Origin of the sequence: Microbacterium oleivorans, from assembly GCF_013389665.1 — a bacterium.
GTDB classification, from domain to species: domain Bacteria; phylum Actinomycetota; class Actinomycetes; order Actinomycetales; family Microbacteriaceae; genus Microbacterium; species Microbacterium oleivorans_C.
In genome coordinates this window covers 2508544-2528926 of sequence record NZ_CP058316.1, presented here as the reverse complement: position 1 = coordinate 2528926, position 20383 = coordinate 2508544, and the positions used below count along the sequence as shown (strand labels likewise).

The window sequence follows — 20383 nt, the reverse complement described above, 5'->3', positions numbered from 1 at the left end:
CACCCGCGCGGTCAGCCCTCCCGGGCCGCGTCCCACCACCGCAGCACCCGCCGGGCGCGGAAGGTCAGCCACGGCGACGGCTCGCCCTGGGCGACGTCGATCTCGAACCAGACGCGGCCGGCGAGCGGTGCGCCCTGATGCCAGGTGCCGTCCGCATCACGGGCCTGGCGCACCATCGCCACCGCGTCGGCCAGTCGCGGGTCCGGGGGCGTGCCGTCGTGCAGCGACGCCGCCCGGAAGTGGTCGAGCGCGGCGAGCGCGCTGTAACGATGACGGTCGGGGTAGACGAAGTCCGTGACGAAATCGCCCACCGGCTCCCCCGTCGACGCCCGGAATGCGAGCCGCCGCGACAGCAGGTACTCCTCGCCGCGGTGCCGGCTGTCGCGCAGCACCGGCTCGCCGGTGGTCCGCTCCCATGCGAGCATGCCCTGCAGCGCATTGAGGGTCGAGTGGAACGAGCCGCGCGTCGAGCGTCCCTCTTCGGCCTCGCAGTTCCAGCCGCCGTCCGCGCGCTGATGCCCGGGGAACCACGTCCCATTGACTGACCGTCCTCGCCCTGATGCGCGAGCAGCCGGGCGCCGTTCCCCTCGGTCGCGACGCGCCGCCGTGTGGCCTGCCACACCGCGGGCGCGGCATCCGCGAGATCCCGCTCGACCTGCCAGCGCAGCGACGGGTCGGAGTCGAGGAGCCACGCCACGACACGGTCGACGACGGTCATGCGCACCATTGTGACGGTGCGGATGCGGGAGCGACAGCCCTCTGGGCGGTCGCTCCCGCGGCGCTCACGCCGAACCGGCCGCCGATGCCTGAGCGATCACCGCGACGCCGCGCGGCGCGATCGTGAGCGTGTCCGACGAACCGCGCGCGGCGGGTCCGGCGAGCAGATCCCCAGCCGCCGAGACGGTCACCTCGTCGTCCGTCCGGTTGGCGAGGAAGACGTACCGGGCATCGGCGTCCGCGCGCACGATGACGTCGAGGTCGCCCCCGACGGCGAGCGCGTCGGCGGCGAGCGCACGGATGTCGCCCGCGAGCCCGCGCAACACGTCCCCGGCGCCCTCGCGCCCGATCGACGCCGACACGTACGTCGCACTGCCGCCGTTGACGCCGACGCGGCGTCGCGTGATCGCGGGCGCACCGTCGAGGTCGCCCCCGCGGTAGGCCGCGACGACCTCGACATCCGGCTCGACACGCGAGATCCGCTCGCTCCAGTCGCGCACCACGGCGCCCGACGACAGGGCGCCCGTCTCCCCCGGGAGCAGCGGCACGAACTCCTCCACCGTGACGCCGAGCAGGTCGCGGAGGGCACCCGGATAGCCGCCGAGCCACACCCGGTCGTGCTCGTCGACGACGCCCGAGAAGTACGTCGTGACGAGGTGGCCTCCCGCCGCGACGAACGCGACGAGGCGGTCGCGCGTCGACGCCGGGACGACATGGAGCATGGGAGCCAGCACGACCTCGTACGCGCCGAGATCGGCCGCGACCGGAACGACGTCGACACGGACGCCGAGGTCGAGGAGGGCGCGATACCACTGCAGTGTCTCGTCGTCGTAGGCCGGACGCTCGGAGGGGTGCGAGTCGCGCCCGCTCACCCACCACGACTCGTAGTCGAACACGAGCGCGACGCGCGCCTTCTCGCGGCGACTCCCCGTCACCGTCGCGAGCGCCTGGAGCTGGGCGCCCAGATCGACCACGTCGCGGAACACCCGACTGTCGGCGCCCGCGTGCGGCACCATGCCGGAGTGGTAGCGCTCGCCGCCGGCGCGCGACTGGCGCCATTGGAAGTAGCAGACCGCGTCCGCACCGTGCCCGACGTGCGTCAGCGCATCACGGACGAGCTCGCCCGGGCGCTTGGGCGGGTTGACGGCGCGCCAGTTCACGGCGCTCGTCGCATGCTCCATCAGGAACCACGGCCGTCCGCCCGCGAGGTTGCCGGTCAGGTTCGCCCAGAACGACAGGTCGTCGCGGCCGATCTCACCCGGGCGCAGGTAATGGTCGTTCGAGACGAAGTCGACGTCGTCGACCCACGACGCGTAGTCGATGTCGCGGACGTTCTGGGCGACCATGAAGTTCGTCGTGCGGGGCACGCCGGGGGTCACCTCGGCGAGGACGGCGTTCTCGGCGCGCAGGTGGTCGCGCACGGCATCCGAGGAGAACCGCTCGAAGTCGAGCTGCTGGCCGGGGTTGCGCTGCGTGGGCGCGGTGCGCGGCGGCAGGATCTCGTCCCACTCCCCGTAGTGCTGCGACCAGAACGCCGTTCCCCAGGCCTCGTTCAGCGCGTCGAGGGTCGGGTAGTGCTCCTGCAGCCAGAGCCGGAAGGCCCGCGCGGCGTCGTCGGAGAAGTCGTAGAGATTGTGGCATCCGAGCTCATTGGAGATGTGCCACGCGACGAGTGCGGGGTGGTCGGCGTACCGCTCGGCGAGCGCGCGCGTCAGCCGCAGGGCGTGCTCGCGGAAGATGGGCGAGGTGGGCCGCCAGTGCTGGCGGGCGCCCGGCCAGAGGGTGGTGCCGTCGATCGTCTGCGGCAGGATCTCGGGGTGGCGCTTGGCCAACCACGGCGGCGGCGAGGCCGTGGCCGTGGCGAGGTCGACGTCGATGCCGTTCTCGTGCAGCAGACCCATGATCTCGTCGAGCCAGCCGAAGTCCCACTCGCCCGGGCGCGGCTCGAGCAGCGCCCACGAGAAGATGCCCAGCGAGACGATGTTCACGCCCGCCTCGCGCATGAGCCGGACGTCCTCGTCCCAGACCTCGCGCGGCCACTGCTCGGGGTTGTAGTCGGCGCCGTAGCGCATCCGACCCGCTCCCAGTGATCCGTCCTTCACCCAGCGATACGTCGTGTCGTCCGTTGCCATGCGACCAGCGTAGACCGAAAAACGTGCAGATGCACGGTTTAGTGTGGCCTACGCTCGGGGCATGACATCCGACGCCGAGGGCCACAGCCGCGGCCCCTACGCCAAGAGCGCCGCGCGGCGGGCCGAGATCATCGCATCGGCGACGCTCGTCTTCGGCACGCACGGGTACCGCGGCGGATCGCTGCGTCAGATCGCGAAGCAGCTCGATCTGGGACTGACGACGGTCATGCACCACTTCCCCACGAAGGCCTCGCTGCTGGCTGCCGTGCTCGAGCAGGAGGATGCCGCCGACACAGACTTCTCGGCGCGCTCGGAGCGGGACGGCTTCATCGCGAGCGTGCTCGCGATCGTCGAGCGCAATCTCGGCCGGCGCGAACTCGTCCGCATGTTCTCGATCGTCTCGGCCGAGGCGACCCACCCCGATCACGAAGCACACGCCTGGCTGCTGGAGCGCTACCGCGCCGTCACCGCCACCTACACCGACGCGATCGCCGCCGACCGCGACCGCGGCCGCCTGCGCGCCGGCGACGACCCGCGCGCCCTCGCCGACCTGGTCGTGAGCGGCTGGGAGGGCATCCAGATCCGCTGGCTCACCGACGACACCGATCCGGTCGCGGCGATGCGGCTGCTCCTCACCCGCCTGCTCGAACCCGCTCCCCCGGGTTCGCACCCCTGGCCCGACTAGCCTCTGTCGGGCCGGCGGAAGCCGCCGCGACTCAGGGCCGATCGGCGATCATGCGTCCGTAGCCCTCGGCGAAGGTCGGGAACTCCAGCTCGCCGACGAGCGCCGCCAACCGAGACCCGTCGAGGACCTTGCCGCGGTCGGCGCCGGGTCGCGGCTCCGCGCGCGGCGGGGCATCCACGCCGAGCCGGTCGGCGATGAAGGCGACCACCTCGCCGAGGGTGGCCGGACGACGGTCGACGCCGTGGAGCAGCGCCGGCGGCTCGTCGGCCGAGAGCAGCAGCTCGATCGCGCGCACGAGATCGACCTCGTGGATCCGGTTGGTGCGTCGGTCGTAGTCCACCGCCTCGCCCGCCAGCACCTGCCGGATCAGCCGCTCGCGCCCGGGACCGTAGATGCCGGCGGGGCGGACCACGACGGCGTCGAACAGCTCCACCGCCGCCCGCTCGCCGTCGACCAGCTGCTCGCCGCGCTCGCTGTCGGGTCGGGGCTCGTCGTCCTCGTCGAGGGGGCGGCCGACATCCCATCCCTCGAACACGCGGGTCGACGAGACGAACACGGCGCGCGCCGGCGCGGCGGGCAGGGCATCGGCGAGACGGGCCAGGACGTCGCGGTAGAAGCGCGGATCGTCGCCGGGGGGCAGCGTCACGACCATGGCGTCGACGGCGGGCAGCGGCGTGTCGAGCGGTGCCGCCAGATCGGCGACGAGGGGGGTGAACGTGGGACGGATGCCGGCGGCGGTGCGTCGGATCGCGACGACCTCGCCCCCGGCGGCGACGAGCCGCTCGCCGAGGCGCGTGCCGACCTTGCCCGATCCGACCAGAAGCGTGCGTCCAGGTGTCATCCCGACATCCTCGCAGGCGCGGCCGAGGGTCCGGCCCGTCAGCATCACGGACGGGCGCCCGCCCTCCCGACCAGGCGTCGCAGGGTCGCCGCCTCGTCCTCGTCGGTCACCTCTCGAGCGGCGTCGCCTGCCGACCCGAGGGCGAGTCCGGCACCCGCGCGGAGCGCCTTCGCCGAGGCGTGGATCGCATCGACACCCGTGGCCATCACGCTCGCGACGTTCGCGCGGGTCACCCCGCCGCCGGCCATCACCTCGATCGCGCCCGCGGCGGCACGCACGAGTCGGGTCAGCCCGGCGCGGCCGTCGGCGGCGCGGTCGGCGCCGCCCGACGTGAGCACACGCCGAACGCCGAGCTGCGCGAGCTCGATCAACGCGCCGCTCGGATCCGCCACCACATCCAGCGCACGGTGGAAGGTCACCTCCCTGTCCTCCGCCTCGGCCACCACCGCGCGAACCAGGTCGGCATCGATCCGGCCGCCGCGGGTACCGCCGACGACGACGCCCGCGGCCCCGGCGTCGCACGCCCATCGCACGTCGCGCACGATCATCCGCCTGCCGTCGGCGTCGAAGTCGAAGTCACCGGCGCGCGGGCGGATCAGCACGTGCACCGGCACACCGGCCCCCACCGCCCGCTCGATCAGGCCTGCCGAGGGGGTCAGTCCGCCGAGGGCGAGGGCCGAGCACAGCTCGATGCGGTCGGCACCCGTGCGCACCGCGACGTCGACGCCGGCGCCATCCTGGATCGCCAGCTCGAACGCGACCATCAGGCCGCCGTCGTCGTGGGTCCGTAGAGCATGTGGGTCCTCTCGTCATCGAGCGGGTCGGGCCGGTGGGGCACTCGCCGCCACGGCGATTCTGGCGCACGGCGCCGAGATCGTCATGCTCCTCGTGTCCGCCGCCCGGGGCCGGCTCGCTCAGCGCCGGACGGGATCCGCGCCGACCGCGTGGAAACGGTCGAGGTCCGCGTGGGTCGGCGAGGCCTCCCAGTCGCCGGGGCCGAGACAGGCGATGGCGCCGCACGTGTTGCCGCGGCGCAGCGCCTCGACGACCGAGCCCTCCGCGCCGGCGGTGTCGACCGGGTCGATCGCGAAGCCGGGAGTATCGACGACCTCGCTGCCGACGTGCGCGGTGGCGCCGTCGGCCCCGCGCTTGATGACGACCTCGGCGACCCCAGCGGCGCGCAGCGCCACCGCGGCGGTGTCGGCATCCGTTCCCGAGATCAGTTCGAGTTCGGCCGTCCCGCCGAAGACGATGTCGGCGCTCTCGGCGATCTCGCGCAGCAGCGGCGCCGCGACGACGGATGCGGCCAGCGCCGAACGGTAGTTGACGTCGAAGCTCACGGGCACACCCGCTGCGCGAGCACGCGCCACCGCCTCGCGCACGGTGTCGGCGGCGGTCGACGACAGCAGCGGCGTGATCCCGGTCACGTGCAGGAGCGCCGCTTCCTCGATGCGGCCCGCGGGGATGTCTCCCGCCGCCAGACGGGAGCCCGCCGAGCCGGCACGGTAGTAATGGACGGCCGTCGTCGCCGCCGTCGGTCGCTCTTTCAGCATGAGACCCGTGGGTGCGCCCGGATCGACGCGCACGCCGACCTCGACGCCCTCGGCGCGGAGCTCGCGCACGACGCGCTCGCCCAGGGGGTCGTCGCGCCGATCATCGACCATCGAGCAGGCGTGCGACCGCCACGAGGTGACGCTGACCCGGCTCGGCCACCAGGCGGCATCCATCCAGGGCCGACGCGCCGCCGCGGCCCCGACGGCGGCGAGCGGCGCGACCGCCGTCATCGCCTACAACGACCTCATCGCGCTCGGCCTCGAGGCCGGGCTCTCGGAACTCGGCCTCGCCTGTCCCGACGACATCAGCATCGTCGGGATCGACGACATCGACCTGGCCGGCGCCGTCACACCCGGGCACCGCCGTCCGCATGCCGATCGCCCGCTGCGGCGCGCTCGCGGTCGATCTGCTCGCCGAGGCGATCGCCGGCACCGCGCCCGGCCGCTCGGCCACCCTCGGCTCGCAGCTGATCGTGTGCGCCTCGACCGCCGCTCCCGCCCGCCGCTGATCGGGCGTCCGCGTCCGCGATCGCGGAGCGGACGCGGGAGGCGGGCGGGCGGGCGGAACGACGAAAGCCCCGGCGGACCGGGGCTTTCGGGTGGCGGAGACGGAGGGATTTGAAATCGCGCCGATGTCGATCGAAACGGACTGAATCCGCATGATTCCGCGGAATCTGACGTCGCTGGCATCCGCGAGGAGCATCCATCAGTCGCGACCATGAACTCCGAGTCGGCCCGCTGCTGACCAAGCCACTTTCCAGCTGAAGTCCGACCCTCTCGTTAGAATGGTCAGGAAGGCGGGGAGGGTAAGCGTGTCGATCACAGAAGAGCGGGCGAAGCAGGTCGAAGCGGCGATCCACAGCGCCGAGATCGAAGGACTTACGGTCACCTCGGCAACGCGCGCCGACGCGGACTCCTACGTCGCAGGCACCATCGATTCAGCGGAGCTGCTGGAGCGGGTCCGCTCTCGATATGGCCTCTCCTGAACCGCTCGACCCGTACCTCATCCCGGGAACCGCCGTCCTCCGTAACCTCCTGGGGATCACGACTTCTGACGAGCTGTCCGCGGCCGAAGCCGACCTCTCCTTCGCCCGCGCACTGCAACTCGTCGAAGAGCCGGTCGCGGCGACGAACGACCTGACCGAGCTGCAGCGCATCCACTTCCACCTCTTCCAAGACGTCTACGACTGGGCCGGACAGATCCGCACGATCGACGTGCGCAAGAACATCCCCGGCGCGGAGTTCTTCCTCCCCCACGGCTACATCGAGCATGCCGCGGCACTCTGTTTCGCCGAGCTCGCCGAAGACGGCCACCTCGCAGGGCTCCCCCGCGTCGAGTTCGTCCGCAAACTCGCGTACCACTACGAGAAGATCAACTACATTCACCCGTTCCGGGAAGGGAACGGTCGGATGCAACGCATCTATTGGAATCGCGTCGCCCTCGCCGCCGGATGGCAACTCGACTGGCGAACCGTCCACGGCGAAGAAAACCACTCCGCCGCCCGCGCCGGCTCCGACCAACAGGACCTCGGCCCCCTCATCAGCATGTTCGACAAGATCGTCACCACCCCAGATGCCTCCCGCACCGAGGATTGGGCCGACGACGAGATCAGACGACTCTCGATCGCGCCGACGGACGAGTAGCGCCCGACGAACCACTCCGATCCTCGCATGTGCGGCACGAGGGCGCGCGGCGCCATGTATCCGGTTACCCGGGACTGATCGTCCGCTTTCAGCCGGTAGGTAGCCGTGAACCGTGTCCGATCGTCCGACCAGACGCTCCCCCAGCGCCTCGAGCGCCGACTCGCCTGTGAGGACGAGCGCAGCCTCGGATATCGCGGGATGCCGCGCGGTGAAGCGACGCACGATGATCTGCTGCGCCACCTTGCGCCACAACCTATCCACCTCCGTGGGCCGGATCAGGTCACGCGTCCGCGCATCGGTCGCGTCGGTCGCGTCGGCGCCGGACAACGAGCCTCGGACAAGTCGTGGCCCCTCGCGGATCGCGAGGGGCCACGTCGTCACGGCATCAGGTGAAGTCAGCTCTTGTCACTCACAACAGCGGGCTGATGCGGATCGAGAGGGATCGCCAGCGACTCTGTCGGAGGCAGGATGAGGCTCGCCGGTTCAGCTCCGACGGCTGTTCGCGTCAGCATTGCCCGGTCTCGGGGTTGATGGTCATCTTCCCGCATACCGATCCGCCCTCGGGCGCCTTGTCGACGACGGAGGAGGTGACGCTGGTCCATCTCAGGGCGGTTCCCGCCGGGATTCCGTCCTGGTCCCGGAGGAGAACCTCGCGATCGCCGATGAATGTGCCGGTATCGGGGTCGATGATGATGTCCACCCGAGTGCCCCACGCGTCCTCGACGCGGCCGATCGCAACCCCCGTGCGGCCGTCGAGGGTGGCCTCACCGCTGACGAACGTGACGCCCGGGATCATGGCCGCAGCCTTGTACATCGCGGCGCGCAAATCGGCAGGAACGTTCCCGATCCGCAGCCGGTCGGCCATGTAGACAAGCGCCTCGGTGTCGGGCGACGGGCCGGCCCCGAGGGTGACGCGGTAGATGTAGTTGAGAAGACGATACGGATCGCGCGGAAGCTGACCCAGGTCGGCGAATCCCGCCCCAGCGTCACCCCCGTAGAAGGTTCCGCCCGGCGCCCGAAGGAGATCGCCTGCTTCGAACGAATCCGACGAGGACGAGACGGCGTCCCACCACGCGTTCGCCATCTCCTCGGAAGCCGGGCCGAAGGTCGCCGCGATGGACTGCGGACCGCGCACCCACACCCAGTCATCAGAAGAATCTGCGGGGCGGTAGAGGGTGTCGTCCGACGCATATTGGTACGACGCCACGACATCACCGATGCCGCCGCTTGCGACATGCACTCCCGTCGTACTCACCTTCAAGTACTGGCCGGGCTGCACCACGGGATCGATCGAGGTGATCGCGGCGGCGCTCGCCTCCTCAAGGACGGTCGCGGCAGCAGCATCCGCGCCCCCGCGCCACCCCGCGAACCCGACCACGTCCGTCAGCACGAGCCCCGCCACCAGTGCCGCGGCGCCGACCGTGCTCAGTCCGCCGATCGCGAAACGCCGGGCGCGTTTCGCTCGACTCGGCGTGCTGGTGTGCTGCTGAACAGGGCCGGCGGCTGCGGCCAGCAGCGCCGCCCTCCCCCGATTCAGCGCCGCTTCCGGGGGTTCGGTCTCGCTACGCGTGTTGCGCAGCAGCGTCAACTCGTCCATGTTCCTTCTCCAGATCGGGATCGGTCGTGCCGGCCGCGGTCCGCAGGATGCGGCGGGCACGGTTCAGTCGTGAGCGGACGGTGCCGATCGGCACGTCGAGAGCGCGTGAGATACCCGCGTAATCGAGGTCGCCCCAGGCATACAGCAGCAGGGTGTCGCGATCGGACGCGGGCAGGCCACGCAGCGCCGAAGCCAAGCGCCGCGTGAGCCGTGCCGCGTCCAACCGCGCGCCCGCCTGCTCGATCATGTCGGGCGAGAGCTGCGCCGCGAGATCCGCGACCATGCCCTTCCATGCCCGCGCTTCCAGCCGCACACGCTTACGCATCAGGCGGGTGGCGATCCCGAACAGCCAGGGGCGAGCATCGACGATCGCGAGGTCGTACGCCGCTCGCTTTTCGAAGGCGACGAGGAACGTCTCCGACATCACGTCCTCGGCACTGCCCTCTTCGAGTCGCTGCACCGCGTAGCGGTAGATCGCCGGCGCATGTCGATCGAAGAGCAGTGCGAACGCACTCGGCTCATTCGCCGAACGTTCGATCACCTCGTTGTCTGTGCTCACGTCTGTATTGCTCATTCCTCCCGTTTGAGTTCACGATCCACGACATCAACGCCTAGGACGCGCGAAACGGTGGTGCGACTGAGCTCCAAACGTGCAGCCTGTTCAGCCGCGCGAGGACCGGCTGTCGATTTGGTGAACGCGGACATTGCCGAGAATGTGGCAGAAGTGGCAGATTTCGCGGCAGAAGCCGGAGAAAATGAAACCTGACCAGGGATTTTCAGAGCGGAGACGGAGGGATTTGAACCCTCGGTCCCCTTACGGGGACTCCACCTTAGCAGGGTGGTGCACTAGGCCTGACTATGCGACGTCTCCACGGCATCCGACGCGAGACGGCGCGGATGCACCCGGCAATCATAGCCCGCTCCGAGGCAGGCTCCGAATCGAGCCGGCGTCTTACTGCTCCGCCACCGTGCAGGTGACCTGCGCGGCGCTCGAGCCGGAGATGTCGCTCGGCAGTTCGACGTACTCGGTCGGGGTCTCCGGCGCCTGGGTGGCGTTCGGGTCGGGAGTCTCGCCCTCGGGCGCGGCGCTCTCGCCGGGGGCCGGTGCGGCGGGCTGCTCGGCCTCGCCGATGACCTCCACGCCGTACCCCTGGCTCGCATCGCCGGTCAGCTGAATCGCCCTGTTCTCGGCGAGCGCCTGGAACAGCACGTCGGCGGAGGTCGTGTTCGGCAGCACCCGGAGTCCGTCCGAGGCATAGGTCGTCGGGTACTGCAGGAAGTTGATGTCCGAGAAGGGGACGTCCTTGACCGCCATGGCGATCTGCACCATGCGGGTGGGGCTCGCGAGCGACTCGCTCAGCTGCAGCTGCTGGCTGTTGACCTGCTGGAGCGCGGTCGTGGCGATGCTGAACAGGGCCTGCGGGTTGGCGAGGACGGCATCCGACTGCAGCTTGCGGACCATCGAGCTCATGAACTGCTGCTGGTTCGAGATGCGGGCGAGGTCGGATCCGTCGCCGATCCCGTGTCGGATGCGGAGGAACTGCAGCGCCTCGGCACCGACGAGCGTGTGGGTGCCGGCGGTCAGGTCCAGACCGGTGTGGCGGTCGCTGATGTCCTGCGAGACGCAGACGTCGACGCCGCCGATGGCGTCGGACATGTTGATGACGCCGGTCCAGCGGATGGACGCCGCGAACTGGATGTCGATCCCCGTGAGCTCCTCGACGGTGAGCACGGTGCACGGCAGACCGCCGTAGCCATACGACGAGTTGATCATCTGCGCGCTCATCGCCGCGTGCCGCCCGCCCTGGCCGTCGGGGCACGAGGGGATCGGCACGATCATGTCGCGGGGGAACGAGACGACCGTCACGCGCCGCGGCTCGTCGCTGATGTGCAGCAGCATCGTGACGTCGTTGCGCTCGAGCCCGTCGTCGTCGACGCCGCAGCGCGGGAAGAGCGCGAGATCCTGTCCCTCGCACGAGTCGGTGCCGGCGATGAGCATGTTCACACCGCCCTCGATCTCGCCGATGGACGGCGGCAGCTGGCCGACATCGTCGCCCTCGAGGGCGATGCTGTTGTCGGACACGGAGCGAGCGGCATCCCAGACGGCGAACGCCCCCACCGCGATGCCGCTGACGGCGACGACGGCGACCATCACGCCGAAGACCGCGAGCATCTGCATGAAGGGATTCGGCGAGCGCAGTTCGCCATGTCGCGCGACGGGACGGCGTCGGCGGGTCGCCTTCGCATCGGAACGTGCGCTCACGGGTGTCCTCTCGACGGGCCGGTGGAGAGTGCTCCCGGATGTCGCGACGCCGCACGTCGCAGACAGGGCACTCCCCCGTGACCGACTCATCATAGGGAGGGATCCCTGGAAAGTGCGTGAGCGCGACGGGCATGCGAGGTGGTGACGCCCCCCAGTCGACCGTCACCACCCGACATGCCCCTGCCGCGCTCGTATCGACGGTAATCACCGCCGACGACACCCGTGGAACGGAACGGGCGAAACTGGTAGCCGATCCCAGGGGGACGTCGACGCAACTGGTAATCGTCGGTCCCCGACGGCCGCCCTGTGTCAGCATGGGGCGAACCGCGGGCGGGAGCCGCCGGCGGTTCGCACCCGAGGAGGCTCCGCATGTCCCACCCCGAAGCGGGAGCGCACGGGCTGCCCGAGGACGCTCCCTCGCGAGCACGGGACGCGTGGGCACGGTCGGACTGGGCCACGCTCGCCGACGAGCTGTTCGCCCTCGCCGCCGCCCGGGGCGACTCCCGACTCATCGCCCCGATCCTCCGCGTCGACCTCGAACTGCTCACCGAGCCCCAACTGGTCACGCGCGCCGCCGCCCTGCGGGACCTGCCCCCGGACGCGGTCCGCGACGCCGGTCTGGCGTTCGTCTCGCTGATCACCGACGGCGACGCCGAGCGCGTGGTCGCCCCCGTCCGCTCGGCCGTCGTCGGACTCGAGGGCCACGACGACCTCCTCGCCGCGGCGCTCGCGTCCTGCGCCGCGCTGATCCTCGTCGACCGCGCTCGCTGGGTGGATGCCGCGTGGTTCGTCACCGCCGCCGAACGCGCCATCGGCGAGGCGCGCGATCGTCACGGCGAGATCGACGCGGTGACGGCGGCGTGGTTCCGGATGATGGCGCCCGCCGTCCTGATCGAATGGAACACGTACGACGGCGCAGCGCGTCTCGATTCCCTCGCGGCGGCTCTCGCCGGGCCCCGTTCGCGCAATCTGCTGCGCTCGCACCACGGGCCCGCGCTGGTGGCCATGGGGCAGGTGCTCGCCGCCCGGGGGGAGTTCGGTGCGGGCGCGGTCAGCATCGCGCGCGGCATCCCCCTCTTCGCGCCCCGTTCGCACCTGCAGGCGTCGGCGTACGCGCGCCTGGCGTACGTCAAGTACCGCCAGGGCGACTGGGTCGGTGCCCGCCGCGCGGCGCGGCAGGTGCGCGACGGCCTGCGCCCGTCCTCGGCCTGGACGGACAGCCTGCTCTCGGCCGTCGAGACGCTGGAACCGGCCACGGGCGGCGATCTGGCGGCCGCAGCGACCCGTATCGACGAGGCGACGCGCGCCCTCGCGGTCCAGCCCAGCGTCCAAGCCGAGACGATCCTGCTCCACGCACGACTCGCCCTCACCATCGGCGCCCGGGACTGGGTCGGGATGAACCGGCTGCTCGACGACGCCGAGGAACCGGGATGGCGACGCGTCTTCACCGACCACGAGTGGCGGGCGCTGCGCGGCATGGCGCTGCGCAACCTCGGACGTACCGACCGCTACCGCGAGCTCGTGACGGCGTGGGGCGACGAGCCCGGGGCCGCCGACAGCGCCTACTATTGGGCGCACGTGGCGATGCTCGAGCAGATCCGGGGGGACGCGGCATCCGCGCTGGCGGCGGCGCACCGCTCACGCGGGCAGGTGAGCGACGCGGACGACCCCCTCGGTCGAACGTGGGTGCGCATCGTGGTCGGGACCATCGTGTCGCTCTACGGCGACGCCACCGAAGGCATGGGTTCGTACGAGCAGGCGCGCGTCGAGCTGGCGGCGATCGGTGCGAACGGATTCGTGCGGCTGTGCACCCGCATCATCGAGGATGTGGCGGGCCAGCTCGCCCGCGCCAGCGGAGACGCCCTCACGGCCCTGACGGCGCAACAGCGTCGCGTCGCCGAGCTCGTCGCCGAGGGCTTCACGAGCGCCGAGATCGCCGAGATCCTCTACCTGTCGAAGAAGACGATCGACTTCCACGTCGCCAACATCCTGTCGCGGCTGAAGCTGCGCTCGCGCCGCGAGCTCGGTCGCTGGATGGGGCGGGCGCGCGACGCTCAAGCGGAGGCGAGCAGTCCGCGCTCCGCCACGAGCTCGATCGACAGGACCTTGTAGCCCTGCGAGTCGAAGAAGACGGTGACCCGGTCGTCCTCGACGGCCATGACCGTGCCCTCGCCCCACTCGTGGTGGCGCACCACGTCGTCGACGGCGAACGGTGCGGCATCCGGGCGGGCGTGGTCGCCATCACGGTCGGCGCCCTCGGCGGCGGCCGTGCGCTCCGCGGCCGTCGTGAGGCAGACGTCGCAGTTGTCGCACGGCTCGACGTAGTCCTGCCCGAAGTACCCGAGCAGGATCGCGCGACGGCACCGCCGCGTCTCGGCGTAGCCGCGGAGCATCTCGATGCGCGAGCGGTCGATGCGCTCGCGCTCCTCCGAACGCTCGAGCGCCGCATCGACGGCCCGCTCGACAGTCATGCCGCGACGCAACGCGACGCCGGCGCGGCCCGCCCGCACGGCCCCGGCGTCGATGAGCACCGTCAGCAGCGCCGTGACCCGACGCGACGACAGGCCGCCGGCGGCGGCGAGCTCGGCGCGTCCCCGCGTCGCGCCCGCGATCGCCGACACCAGTCGCTTCAGCTCACCGCGCTTGGGGGCGGATGCCGCGAAGAAACGGCGGAGCGCGAGGTCCTCGGGTCGGTAGTGGAGGGTCGCCGTTGCGGGCTCTCCGTCGCGTCCGGCCCGACCGAGCTCCTGGTAGTAGGCGTCGACGGAGTCGGGGATGTCGGCGTGGACGACGAAGCGCAGATCGGCCTTGTCGATCCCCATCCCGAAGGCCGACGTGGCGACCACGACGTCGACCGCGCCGTCGTGGAAGGCCTCGTGCACGCGGGTGCGATCCGTGGCCGAGAGGCCGGCGTGGTAAGCGACGGCCCGCAGCCCGCGCTGGTCGAGCTCGTCGGCGTACTCCTCCGCCGCGCGTCGGGTGGCCGTGTAGAGCAGTCCCGGCTGTGCCAGCCCGACGACCTCGTCGAGCACCGCGTCGCGCTTGCCGGATTCGTCGTTGTGCCGGCGCACCTGCAACGCGATGTTCGGCCGGTCGACGTCGCCGACGAGGATCGTGGGATCGTCCATGCCGAGCCGATCGATGATCTCGGTGCGGACCGGGCTCGTGGCCGTCGCCGTCAGAGCCAGGATCGGCGGGCGACCGAGCCGCTCGGCGACGTCGCCGAGCATCAGATAGTCGGGACGGAAATCGTGGCCCCAGGCGGCGATGCAGTGCGCCTCGTCGACGACCAGCAGCGAGACGCCCGCCGCGGCGAGCTCGGCCACCACATCGTCCTTGGCGAGCTGCTCGGGGGCGAGGAGGACGTACGACGCCTCGCCCGATCGGATCGCATCCCAGGCCTCGCGCTGTGCGCGGACGCCTCGGCTGGAGTTCAATGCGACCCCCTGCGGCGCATCGGGGGCGTCCTCGAGACGGGCGAGCTGATCCTCCTGCAGCGCGATCAGCGGCGAGACGATGGCCGTCAGTCCCGGACGCAGCGCGGCTGCGACCTGGTAGACCGCCGATTTGCCCGCGCCGGTGGCCCAGACCACCAGCACGTCGCGCCCGGCCACGGCCGCCTCGATCGCGTCGAGCTGTTGCGGTCGCAGCTCCTCGATGCCGAAGGACTCTCGGGCGACACGGGCGATCTCGTCGGGCTGCACGGCATCAGTCCACCTCGATCCGCCGTCGGCCGCATGCCGGTTGCGATCGGCGGCGCTCTGTGGAAGACGAGGCGCCCTCCTCGATCGACCGCTGCACGGCGTCGTACGGAGGGCTGCCGCACGGCGCGCACACACGCAGCGGTCCGGGCTCCGGGGCGCAGTCGCCTGCCCGCGACGCGGAGCCGGCAGCACGAATGGGATCGCTCCCACTACACTCGGGTCTGCCCTTCCCGGACCGGTACGTGAACATCCCGACATCCCCGCACCCGACTCCGCGACGCGACATCCAGGGGCTCCGCGCCCTGGCCGTCGTCGCGGTCATCGGCGCGCACGCCGCGGGATGGCCGCGCGGCGGCTTCGTGGGCGTGGACGTCTTCTTCGTCGTGTCGGGGTTCCTCATCACCGGCGCCCTCCTGCGTGAGATCCGCAGCACCGGCGGCATCCGCCTCGCGGCCTTCGCGGGACGCCGCGCGCGCCGCATCCTCCCGGCGGCTCTGGTCGTGCTCGCCGTCACGGCCGCCATCGCGTCCGCGATCTTCCATCGCGCCCGCGCCGAGCAGACCCTCCTCGACGCCCTGTGGTCGGCGGGATTCGCGGCGAACTGGCGTTTCGCGGCGCTCGGCACCGACTACTTCCACGCGGACGACGCCGTGTCGCCGCTGCAGCACTACTGGTCGCTCGCGGTCGAGGAGCAGTTCTATCTCGTGTGGCCGCTGCTGCTGCTCGCCGTGGTCTCGCTCCTGCCCGCGGCGACGCGACGCGGGCCGCGGGCCGCGGTCGCCGTGGGCACGCTGGCGGCGGCGGCGGCGACGGCCTCGTTCGCCTGGGCGCTCGCGCAGAGCGGCGACGCGGCCGTCGCCGCGTACTTCTCGACGCTGACCCGCGCATGGGAGCTCGCCGCCGGCGCGATCGTGGCGACCTGCGTCCCGGCGCTCGCACGGATGCCGCGGGCGCTCGGCGGCACGCTGAGCTGGCTCGGGCTCGCGGCGATCGTCGTGGCGTTCGCCGTGATCGACCCCGAGGCTGCGGGCTTTCCGGCGCCGTGGGCGCTGCTGCCGATCGGAGCGACGGTGCTCGTGCTCGCCGGCGGAGCAGCCGGCGACCCGCGTCATCGTCACCTGTTCCCGCTGACCAACCCGGTGAGCGTGGCGGTGGGCGATCTGTCGTACTCGCTGTACCTGTGGCACTTCCCGGTGATCGTCTTCGCGGCGGTTCTCCTGCCCGCGCGAGAGGCGTCGACGTGGCTCGTCCTGGGGGTGATCGGCGTCCTCGCCCTGGCCTCGTACCACCTCGTCGAGCGGCCGTTCCGCTACGCCCCGTACGCGGCCCACCGGGCGACGACGGCGCCCGCGGCCACGGTCGCTGCCGTCGGGGCCCCGAGCTCGACGCCGACCCCCGCCCCGGATCCGATCCCGGCCCCGGACGCAGCTCCGGGTGCGGGTCTGGGCCCGGCGCCGGGCGCGGGTCTGGGCAGCCGCCCGGCGGGCTGGACGCCCGGGACGCGGTACTACCCGGGCATGACGCGTCCTGTTCCGGCGGCGGCCGCGTCCCCGGCGGCGGCCACCCCCGAACCGACCGGCGCGACCGACGCCGTCCCGCAGGCGATCGCCTCGACGTCGACGAGCACCCCCGCACGCGAGACGCCCGCAGCCGCAGCGCCGACGACCGGCGGGATCCCGGTGGCATCGTCGCCCTGGAGCGCCTGGCGTGCGCGGTTCGGCCCTCCCGCTCTGCTGGCCGCATCGGGGCTCGGCATCGCCGCCCTCGCCGTGGTCCTCGTCGTACAGAACGTCTTCGGCGGGCTCAGCGCGCCGCCCATCGCCCGTCCGCCCGCGAGTGCCGCGGACTCCGCGCCGGCGGCGGACGGAGAACCGCTCGACCCGATCGCCGCTCTCCAGGACGAGCTGGCCTCCGCGGCATCCGCGAGCGCGTGGCCCGAGCTGCATCCGTCACTCGACGAGGTCATCGCCCGCTCATCGGCGAGCAACCCGGCGCGCGACTGCTTCTCGCCCGACATCACCCCGACGGCGGCGGGATGCAGCACCGGCAGCGCCGATGCCGCCACCCGCATCTATCTCGTGGGCGATTCGACGGCCATGGCCTACGCCCCGGCGTTCCGCACCCTCGCGGACCAGAGCGACGGCGGCATCCGTGTCACGACGGTGGGCCTGTACGGATGCCGCTTCACCGACGTCGCCGTGCAGAACGACGGCGTCGGCGTGATGGCGGCCTGCCCGCAGCGCAAGGCCGACGTGCGCGCGATGATCGCCGCCGAGGAGCCGAGCCTCGTCGTGATGAGCAACGCCTACACGCTCGGTCACACACCCGACGGCTCCGACCTGTCGGCCGATGCCCTGCTCGCGGCGCAGGAGGCCGAAGCGGACGCCTACGGTCTGCCCGGGCGGATCGTCCATCTCGCGCCGCCGCCCGAGGGCGCGGATCTGGGCCGCTGCTACTCCCCCGCCACCTCGCCCTACGCGTGCGCCGCCGGCGTATCGAGCACCTGGGGGCAGATGGAGGCCGCCGCCGAGCAGGTCGCCGCCGCGTCGGGCAACCATGCGATCAGCTCATTGCCGTTCACCTGCTGGGAGCTCGTGTGCCCGGCCTTCGCCGGCGACATCCCGACGCGTTACGACAAGACCCACCTCACGGTCGCATACGCCGAGCACATCGCCCCGGCCCTGCGCGCCGAGCTCGTCGGCCGCGGCCTGCTCTGACGCGCAGGACGGCGACATCTGGCGGAGGGTGTGGGATTCGAACCCACGGGACATTGCTGCCCACCAGTTTTCAAGACTGGATCCTTCGGCCGCTCGGACAACCCTCCCAGCGGCGCGAACCGCTGAGCTTCGATCCTACCCGGGGCGGCTCACCCCCGAGAAAGCGACGCCCACGCAGGGAATCCGCGCCCGGTGACCGGGCGATGCCACACCTTCGCGACGTGCCGGGGTGTCAGAGTGCACGGAGGATGGCGGCGACGCCGCCCTCCTGCACCGACACCGTGGTCTCGGACGCCTCGGCAAGCACCTCAGCCGGGCCCTGAGCCATCGCGATGGCCCGGCCGCCGTGCTCGCGCGCCCAGCGGAACATGCCGACGTCGTTGCGGCCGTCGCCCATCACGAGCACATCGCTCGGGACGATGCCCAGCCAGGTGCGAACCCGCTCGAGCGCGGTCGACTTGTCGACGCCCTGCGGCGCGATGTCGAGCCACGCCGACCACCCCACCGCGTACGAGACCTTGTTGAGCCCGATGCGGTCGACGAGCTCGACGAAGTCCGAGTCGGTCTCCTCGGGCGAGACGACCACCACGCGGCACACCTCCTGATCCGACAGGCGCTCGAACGCGACCTTGTCGGCGTCGCGCAGGTTCCAGTCGTGCAGCTCCTCGGTGTAGAGCCGGCTCCCATCGGGCAGCTCGACCATGTACCGCGCATGCGGCAGGTGCTCGCGCAGCAGGCCCAGCACCTCGGTCGGATCGAAGGTCTCGATGTAGAACCGCTCGTATGCGAGCGCATCGGCGAACGCGTCGTCGGTGCGCTTGAGGATGACGGCGCCGTTCGAGCAGACGACGTAGTCGGGTGTCAGTGCGAGCGCACCGAGGATTCCGTGGGTCCCCTCCCACGATCGCCCCGTCGCGAGCATCACCTCGTGCCCGGCGGCGTGGGCGTCGGCGACCGCGTCGACCACACCGGGGCTGAGGGTCTCGTCCTCGAGCAGCACGGTGCCGTCGATGTCGAGCACGATCAGCAGCCGGGGCGAGCCCGCACCCGCCGGCATCCCCTCGGCGACGTCCTCGACGATCTCGGCGGCGTCGCGGGGTGCGACGACCTCGATCCCGCCGGCGTCGGGAAGCGCGTCCGGAACGACCTCCGCGACCGTGTCGGTGGCGTCGGTCATGCCGCCGTCGGCACCGCCGGTCATGCCAGCGGCTCCGCGACCTCGAGGCCGCCCAGGTACGGGCGCAGCACCTCGGGGATCACGACGGAGCCGTCGGCGCGCTGGTGGGTCTCGAGCAGGGCCACGAGCCACCGCGTGGTGGCGAGGGTGCCGTTGAGCGTCGCGACGGGCTCGGTCTTGCCTCCCTCGGGACGGTGGCGGATGTCGAGGCGGCGCGCCTGGTAGGTCGTGCAGTTCGAGGTCGAGGTCAGCTCGCGGTAGGCGCCCTGGGTGGGCACCCAGGCCTCGATGTCGTACTTGCGGGCGGCGCTCGAGCCCAGGTCCCCGGCGGCGACGTCGATCACGCGGTACGACAGCCCGAGGTCCTGCAGCATCCGCTCCTGCATCGCGACGAGGCGCAGGTGCTCGGCCTCGGCGTCGGCCGGGGTCGTGTAGACGAACATCTCGAGCTTGTTGAACTGATGCACCCGGATGATGCCGCGCGTGTCCTTGCCGTACGAGCCGGCCTCGCGGCGATAGCAGGTCGACCAGCCCGCGTAGCGCTTCGCGCCGCGATCGAGGTCGAGGATCTCGTCCATGTGATACCCGGCGAGGGGAACCTCGCTCGTGCCCACGAGGTACGCGTCGTCCTCCTCGAGGTGGTACACCTCGGCGGCGTGCTGCCCGAGGAAGCCGGTCCCGCGCATGACCTCGGGACGAACGAGCGTCGGCGGGATGAGCGGCGTGAATCCGGCGGCGAGCGCACGGTCGAGGCCGAGCATCATGAGAGCGAGCTCGAGACGGGCGCCGATGCCGCTGAGGAAGTAGAACCGGCTGCCCGAGACCTTCGTGCCGCGCTCCATGTCGATCGCGCCGAGCTTCTCGCCCAGGGCGAGGTGGTCGAGCGGTGTGAAGTCGAAGGCCGGCGGCTCGCCGTGGGTCCGCAGCGTCACGAAGTCCGCCTCGCCGCCGGCGGGCACGTCGTCGATGACGATGTTCTCGATCCGGGCGAGAGCGACCTCCGCAGCCTCCTCGGCGGCGGCCACGGCGTGCTGCGCCTGCTTGACCCGCTCGCTGAGCTGCTTCGCCTCGGCGACGAGGGCGGCCTTCTCTTCCTTCGGAGCCTGCGCCACCTTCTTGCCGTGGGCGTTCTGCTCGGCGCGCAGCCGCTCGAAGGCGGTGAGGGCTTCGCGGCGGTCGCGGTCGGCGGCGAGCGCCGCGTCGACGGTGTCGGCCGATTCGCCGCGCTTCACCTGCGAGAGTTTGACCAGGTCGGGCTGTTCACGGAGGAGGGCGAGGTCGATCACCCGTCAAGTCTAGGGTCGCGGGACGCCGGGGCAGCCGGACGCCCGGCATCGACGGCGCCGATGCTCG

The 20383-nt window shown here is 71.6% G+C and carries 16 protein-coding genes, 2 tRNA genes and 2 pseudogenes; 7 read left to right on the top strand and 13 right to left on the bottom strand.

What is annotated here, in order from left to right; translation table 11 throughout:
* Positions 1-11: 11 nt before the first annotated feature.
* Together HW566_RS11965 and HW566_RS11960 are read right to left on the bottom strand one after the other, a co-directional pair.
* Positions 12-718: pseudogene (locus tag HW566_RS11965) on the bottom strand (hypothetical protein).
* Positions 719-782: 64 nt separating this feature from the next.
* On the bottom strand, positions 783-2849 hold the full coding sequence (locus HW566_RS11960) for a beta-galactosidase (RefSeq protein ID WP_178013161.1): 2067 nt from the start codon (positions 2847-2849) through the stop codon (positions 783-785).
* Between the two features lie 61 nt (positions 2850-2910).
* On the opposite strand from HW566_RS11960, the gene HW566_RS11955 reads away from it, so the two are divergent.
* Positions 2911-3534 carry a TetR/AcrR family transcriptional regulator gene (locus tag HW566_RS11955; protein ID WP_178013159.1) on the top strand — a complete coding sequence of 208 codons (624 nt, stop codon included), beginning with the start codon at positions 2911-2913 and terminating at the stop codon, positions 3532-3534.
* Positions 3535-3565: 31 nt separating this feature from the next.
* Here HW566_RS11955 and HW566_RS11950 read toward each other — a convergent pair whose 3' ends face one another.
* The 3 genes from HW566_RS11950 to HW566_RS11940 all read right to left on the bottom strand — a co-directional run bounded on the left by HW566_RS11950 (position 3566) and on the right by HW566_RS11940 (position 6102).
* The gene (locus HW566_RS11950) at positions 3566-4375 is read right to left on the bottom strand and encodes a sugar nucleotide-binding protein (protein ID WP_178013157.1); all 810 of its coding nucleotides are present in this window, start codon (positions 4373-4375) and stop codon (positions 3566-3568) included.
* 44 nt (positions 4376-4419) lie between these two features.
* Positions 4420-5139, bottom strand: a complete 720-nt coding sequence (locus tag HW566_RS11945) for a copper homeostasis protein CutC (RefSeq protein WP_178013155.1) — start codon at positions 5137-5139, stop codon at positions 4420-4422.
* Positions 5140-5289: 150 nt separating this feature from the next.
* Complete coding sequence (locus HW566_RS11940) at positions 5290-6102, bottom strand: sugar kinase (RefSeq protein WP_256728697.1); 813 nt, start codon at positions 6100-6102, stop codon at positions 5290-5292.
* Here HW566_RS11940 and HW566_RS16135 point away from each other — a divergent pair.
* From HW566_RS16135 to HW566_RS11925, 4 genes and pseudogenes are all read left to right on the top strand, one after another.
* Positions 6038-6223 (top strand): annotated as a pseudogene (locus tag HW566_RS16135) (LacI family DNA-binding transcriptional regulator); the annotation flags it as partial. The gene HW566_RS11940 and the pseudogene HW566_RS16135 sit on opposite strands and share 65 nt — an antisense overlap.
* A gap of 76 nt (positions 6224-6299) precedes the next feature.
* Complete coding sequence (locus tag HW566_RS16130; protein WP_256728983.1) at positions 6300-6437, top strand: hypothetical protein; 138 nt, start codon at positions 6300-6302, stop codon at positions 6435-6437.
* A 303-nt stretch (positions 6438-6740) separates the two neighbouring features.
* A complete protein-coding gene (locus HW566_RS11930; RefSeq protein WP_256728696.1) occupies positions 6741-6914 on the top strand; it encodes a hypothetical protein in 174 nt (57 codons plus the stop codon).
* Complete coding sequence (locus tag HW566_RS11925) at positions 6901-7572, top strand: Fic/DOC family protein (RefSeq protein WP_178013149.1); 672 nt, start codon at positions 6901-6903, stop codon at positions 7570-7572. Before HW566_RS11930 ends, HW566_RS11925 begins: the two co-directional genes overlap by 14 nt.
* A gap of 505 nt (positions 7573-8077) precedes the next feature.
* Here HW566_RS11925 and HW566_RS11920 read toward each other — a convergent pair.
* From HW566_RS11920 to HW566_RS11905, 4 genes are all read right to left on the bottom strand, one after another.
* Positions 8078-9160: a CU044_5270 family protein gene (locus HW566_RS11920; protein ID WP_178013147.1), complete on the bottom strand. Its 1083-nt coding sequence runs from the start codon at positions 9158-9160 to the stop codon at positions 8078-8080.
* On the bottom strand, positions 9135-9728 hold the full coding sequence (locus HW566_RS11915; protein WP_256728695.1) for an RNA polymerase sigma factor: 594 nt from the start codon (positions 9726-9728) through the stop codon (positions 9135-9137). The genes HW566_RS11920 and HW566_RS11915 overlap by 26 nt, the downstream gene beginning before the upstream one ends.
* 223 nt (positions 9729-9951) lie before the next feature.
* Positions 9952-10040 (bottom strand) — tRNA-Ser (locus HW566_RS11910).
* Positions 10041-10121: 81 nt separating this feature from the next.
* Positions 10122-11432 (bottom strand): LCP family protein, encoded by a 1311-nt coding sequence (locus HW566_RS11905; protein WP_306171774.1) that lies wholly within the window; start codon positions 11430-11432, stop codon positions 10122-10124.
* Positions 11433-11801: 369 nt separating this feature from the next.
* Here HW566_RS11905 and HW566_RS11900 point away from each other — a divergent pair, with 369 nt between their 5' ends.
* Positions 11802-13544, top strand: coding sequence for a helix-turn-helix transcriptional regulator (locus tag HW566_RS11900; RefSeq protein WP_178013143.1), 1743 nt, complete (start codon positions 11802-11804; stop codon positions 13542-13544).
* Here HW566_RS11900 and HW566_RS11895 read toward each other — a convergent pair.
* Positions 13487-15136 (bottom strand): RecQ family ATP-dependent DNA helicase, encoded by a 1650-nt coding sequence (locus HW566_RS11895; RefSeq protein ID WP_256728694.1) that lies wholly within the window; start codon positions 15134-15136, stop codon positions 13487-13489. The genes HW566_RS11900 and HW566_RS11895 overlap by 58 nt on opposite strands.
* A 242-nt stretch (positions 15137-15378) precedes the next feature.
* On the opposite strand from HW566_RS11895, the gene HW566_RS11890 reads away from it, so the two are divergent.
* Complete coding sequence (locus tag HW566_RS11890) at positions 15379-17853, top strand: acyltransferase family protein (protein WP_256728693.1); 2475 nt, start codon at positions 15379-15381, stop codon at positions 17851-17853.
* A 19-nt stretch (positions 17854-17872) separates the two neighbouring features.
* Here HW566_RS11890 and HW566_RS11885 read toward each other — a convergent pair.
* From HW566_RS11885 to serS, 3 genes are all read right to left on the bottom strand, one after another.
* Positions 17873-17960 (bottom strand) — tRNA-Ser (locus HW566_RS11885).
* 125 nt (positions 17961-18085) lie between these two features.
* Complete coding sequence (locus HW566_RS11880; RefSeq protein WP_372955803.1) at positions 18086-18910, bottom strand: HAD family hydrolase; 825 nt, start codon at positions 18908-18910, stop codon at positions 18086-18088.
* A gap of 140 nt (positions 18911-19050) precedes the next feature.
* Complete coding sequence (gene serS / locus HW566_RS11875) at positions 19051-20316, bottom strand: serine--tRNA ligase (protein ID WP_178013138.1); 1266 nt, start codon at positions 20314-20316, stop codon at positions 19051-19053.
* Positions 20317-20383: the final 67 nt, after the last annotated feature.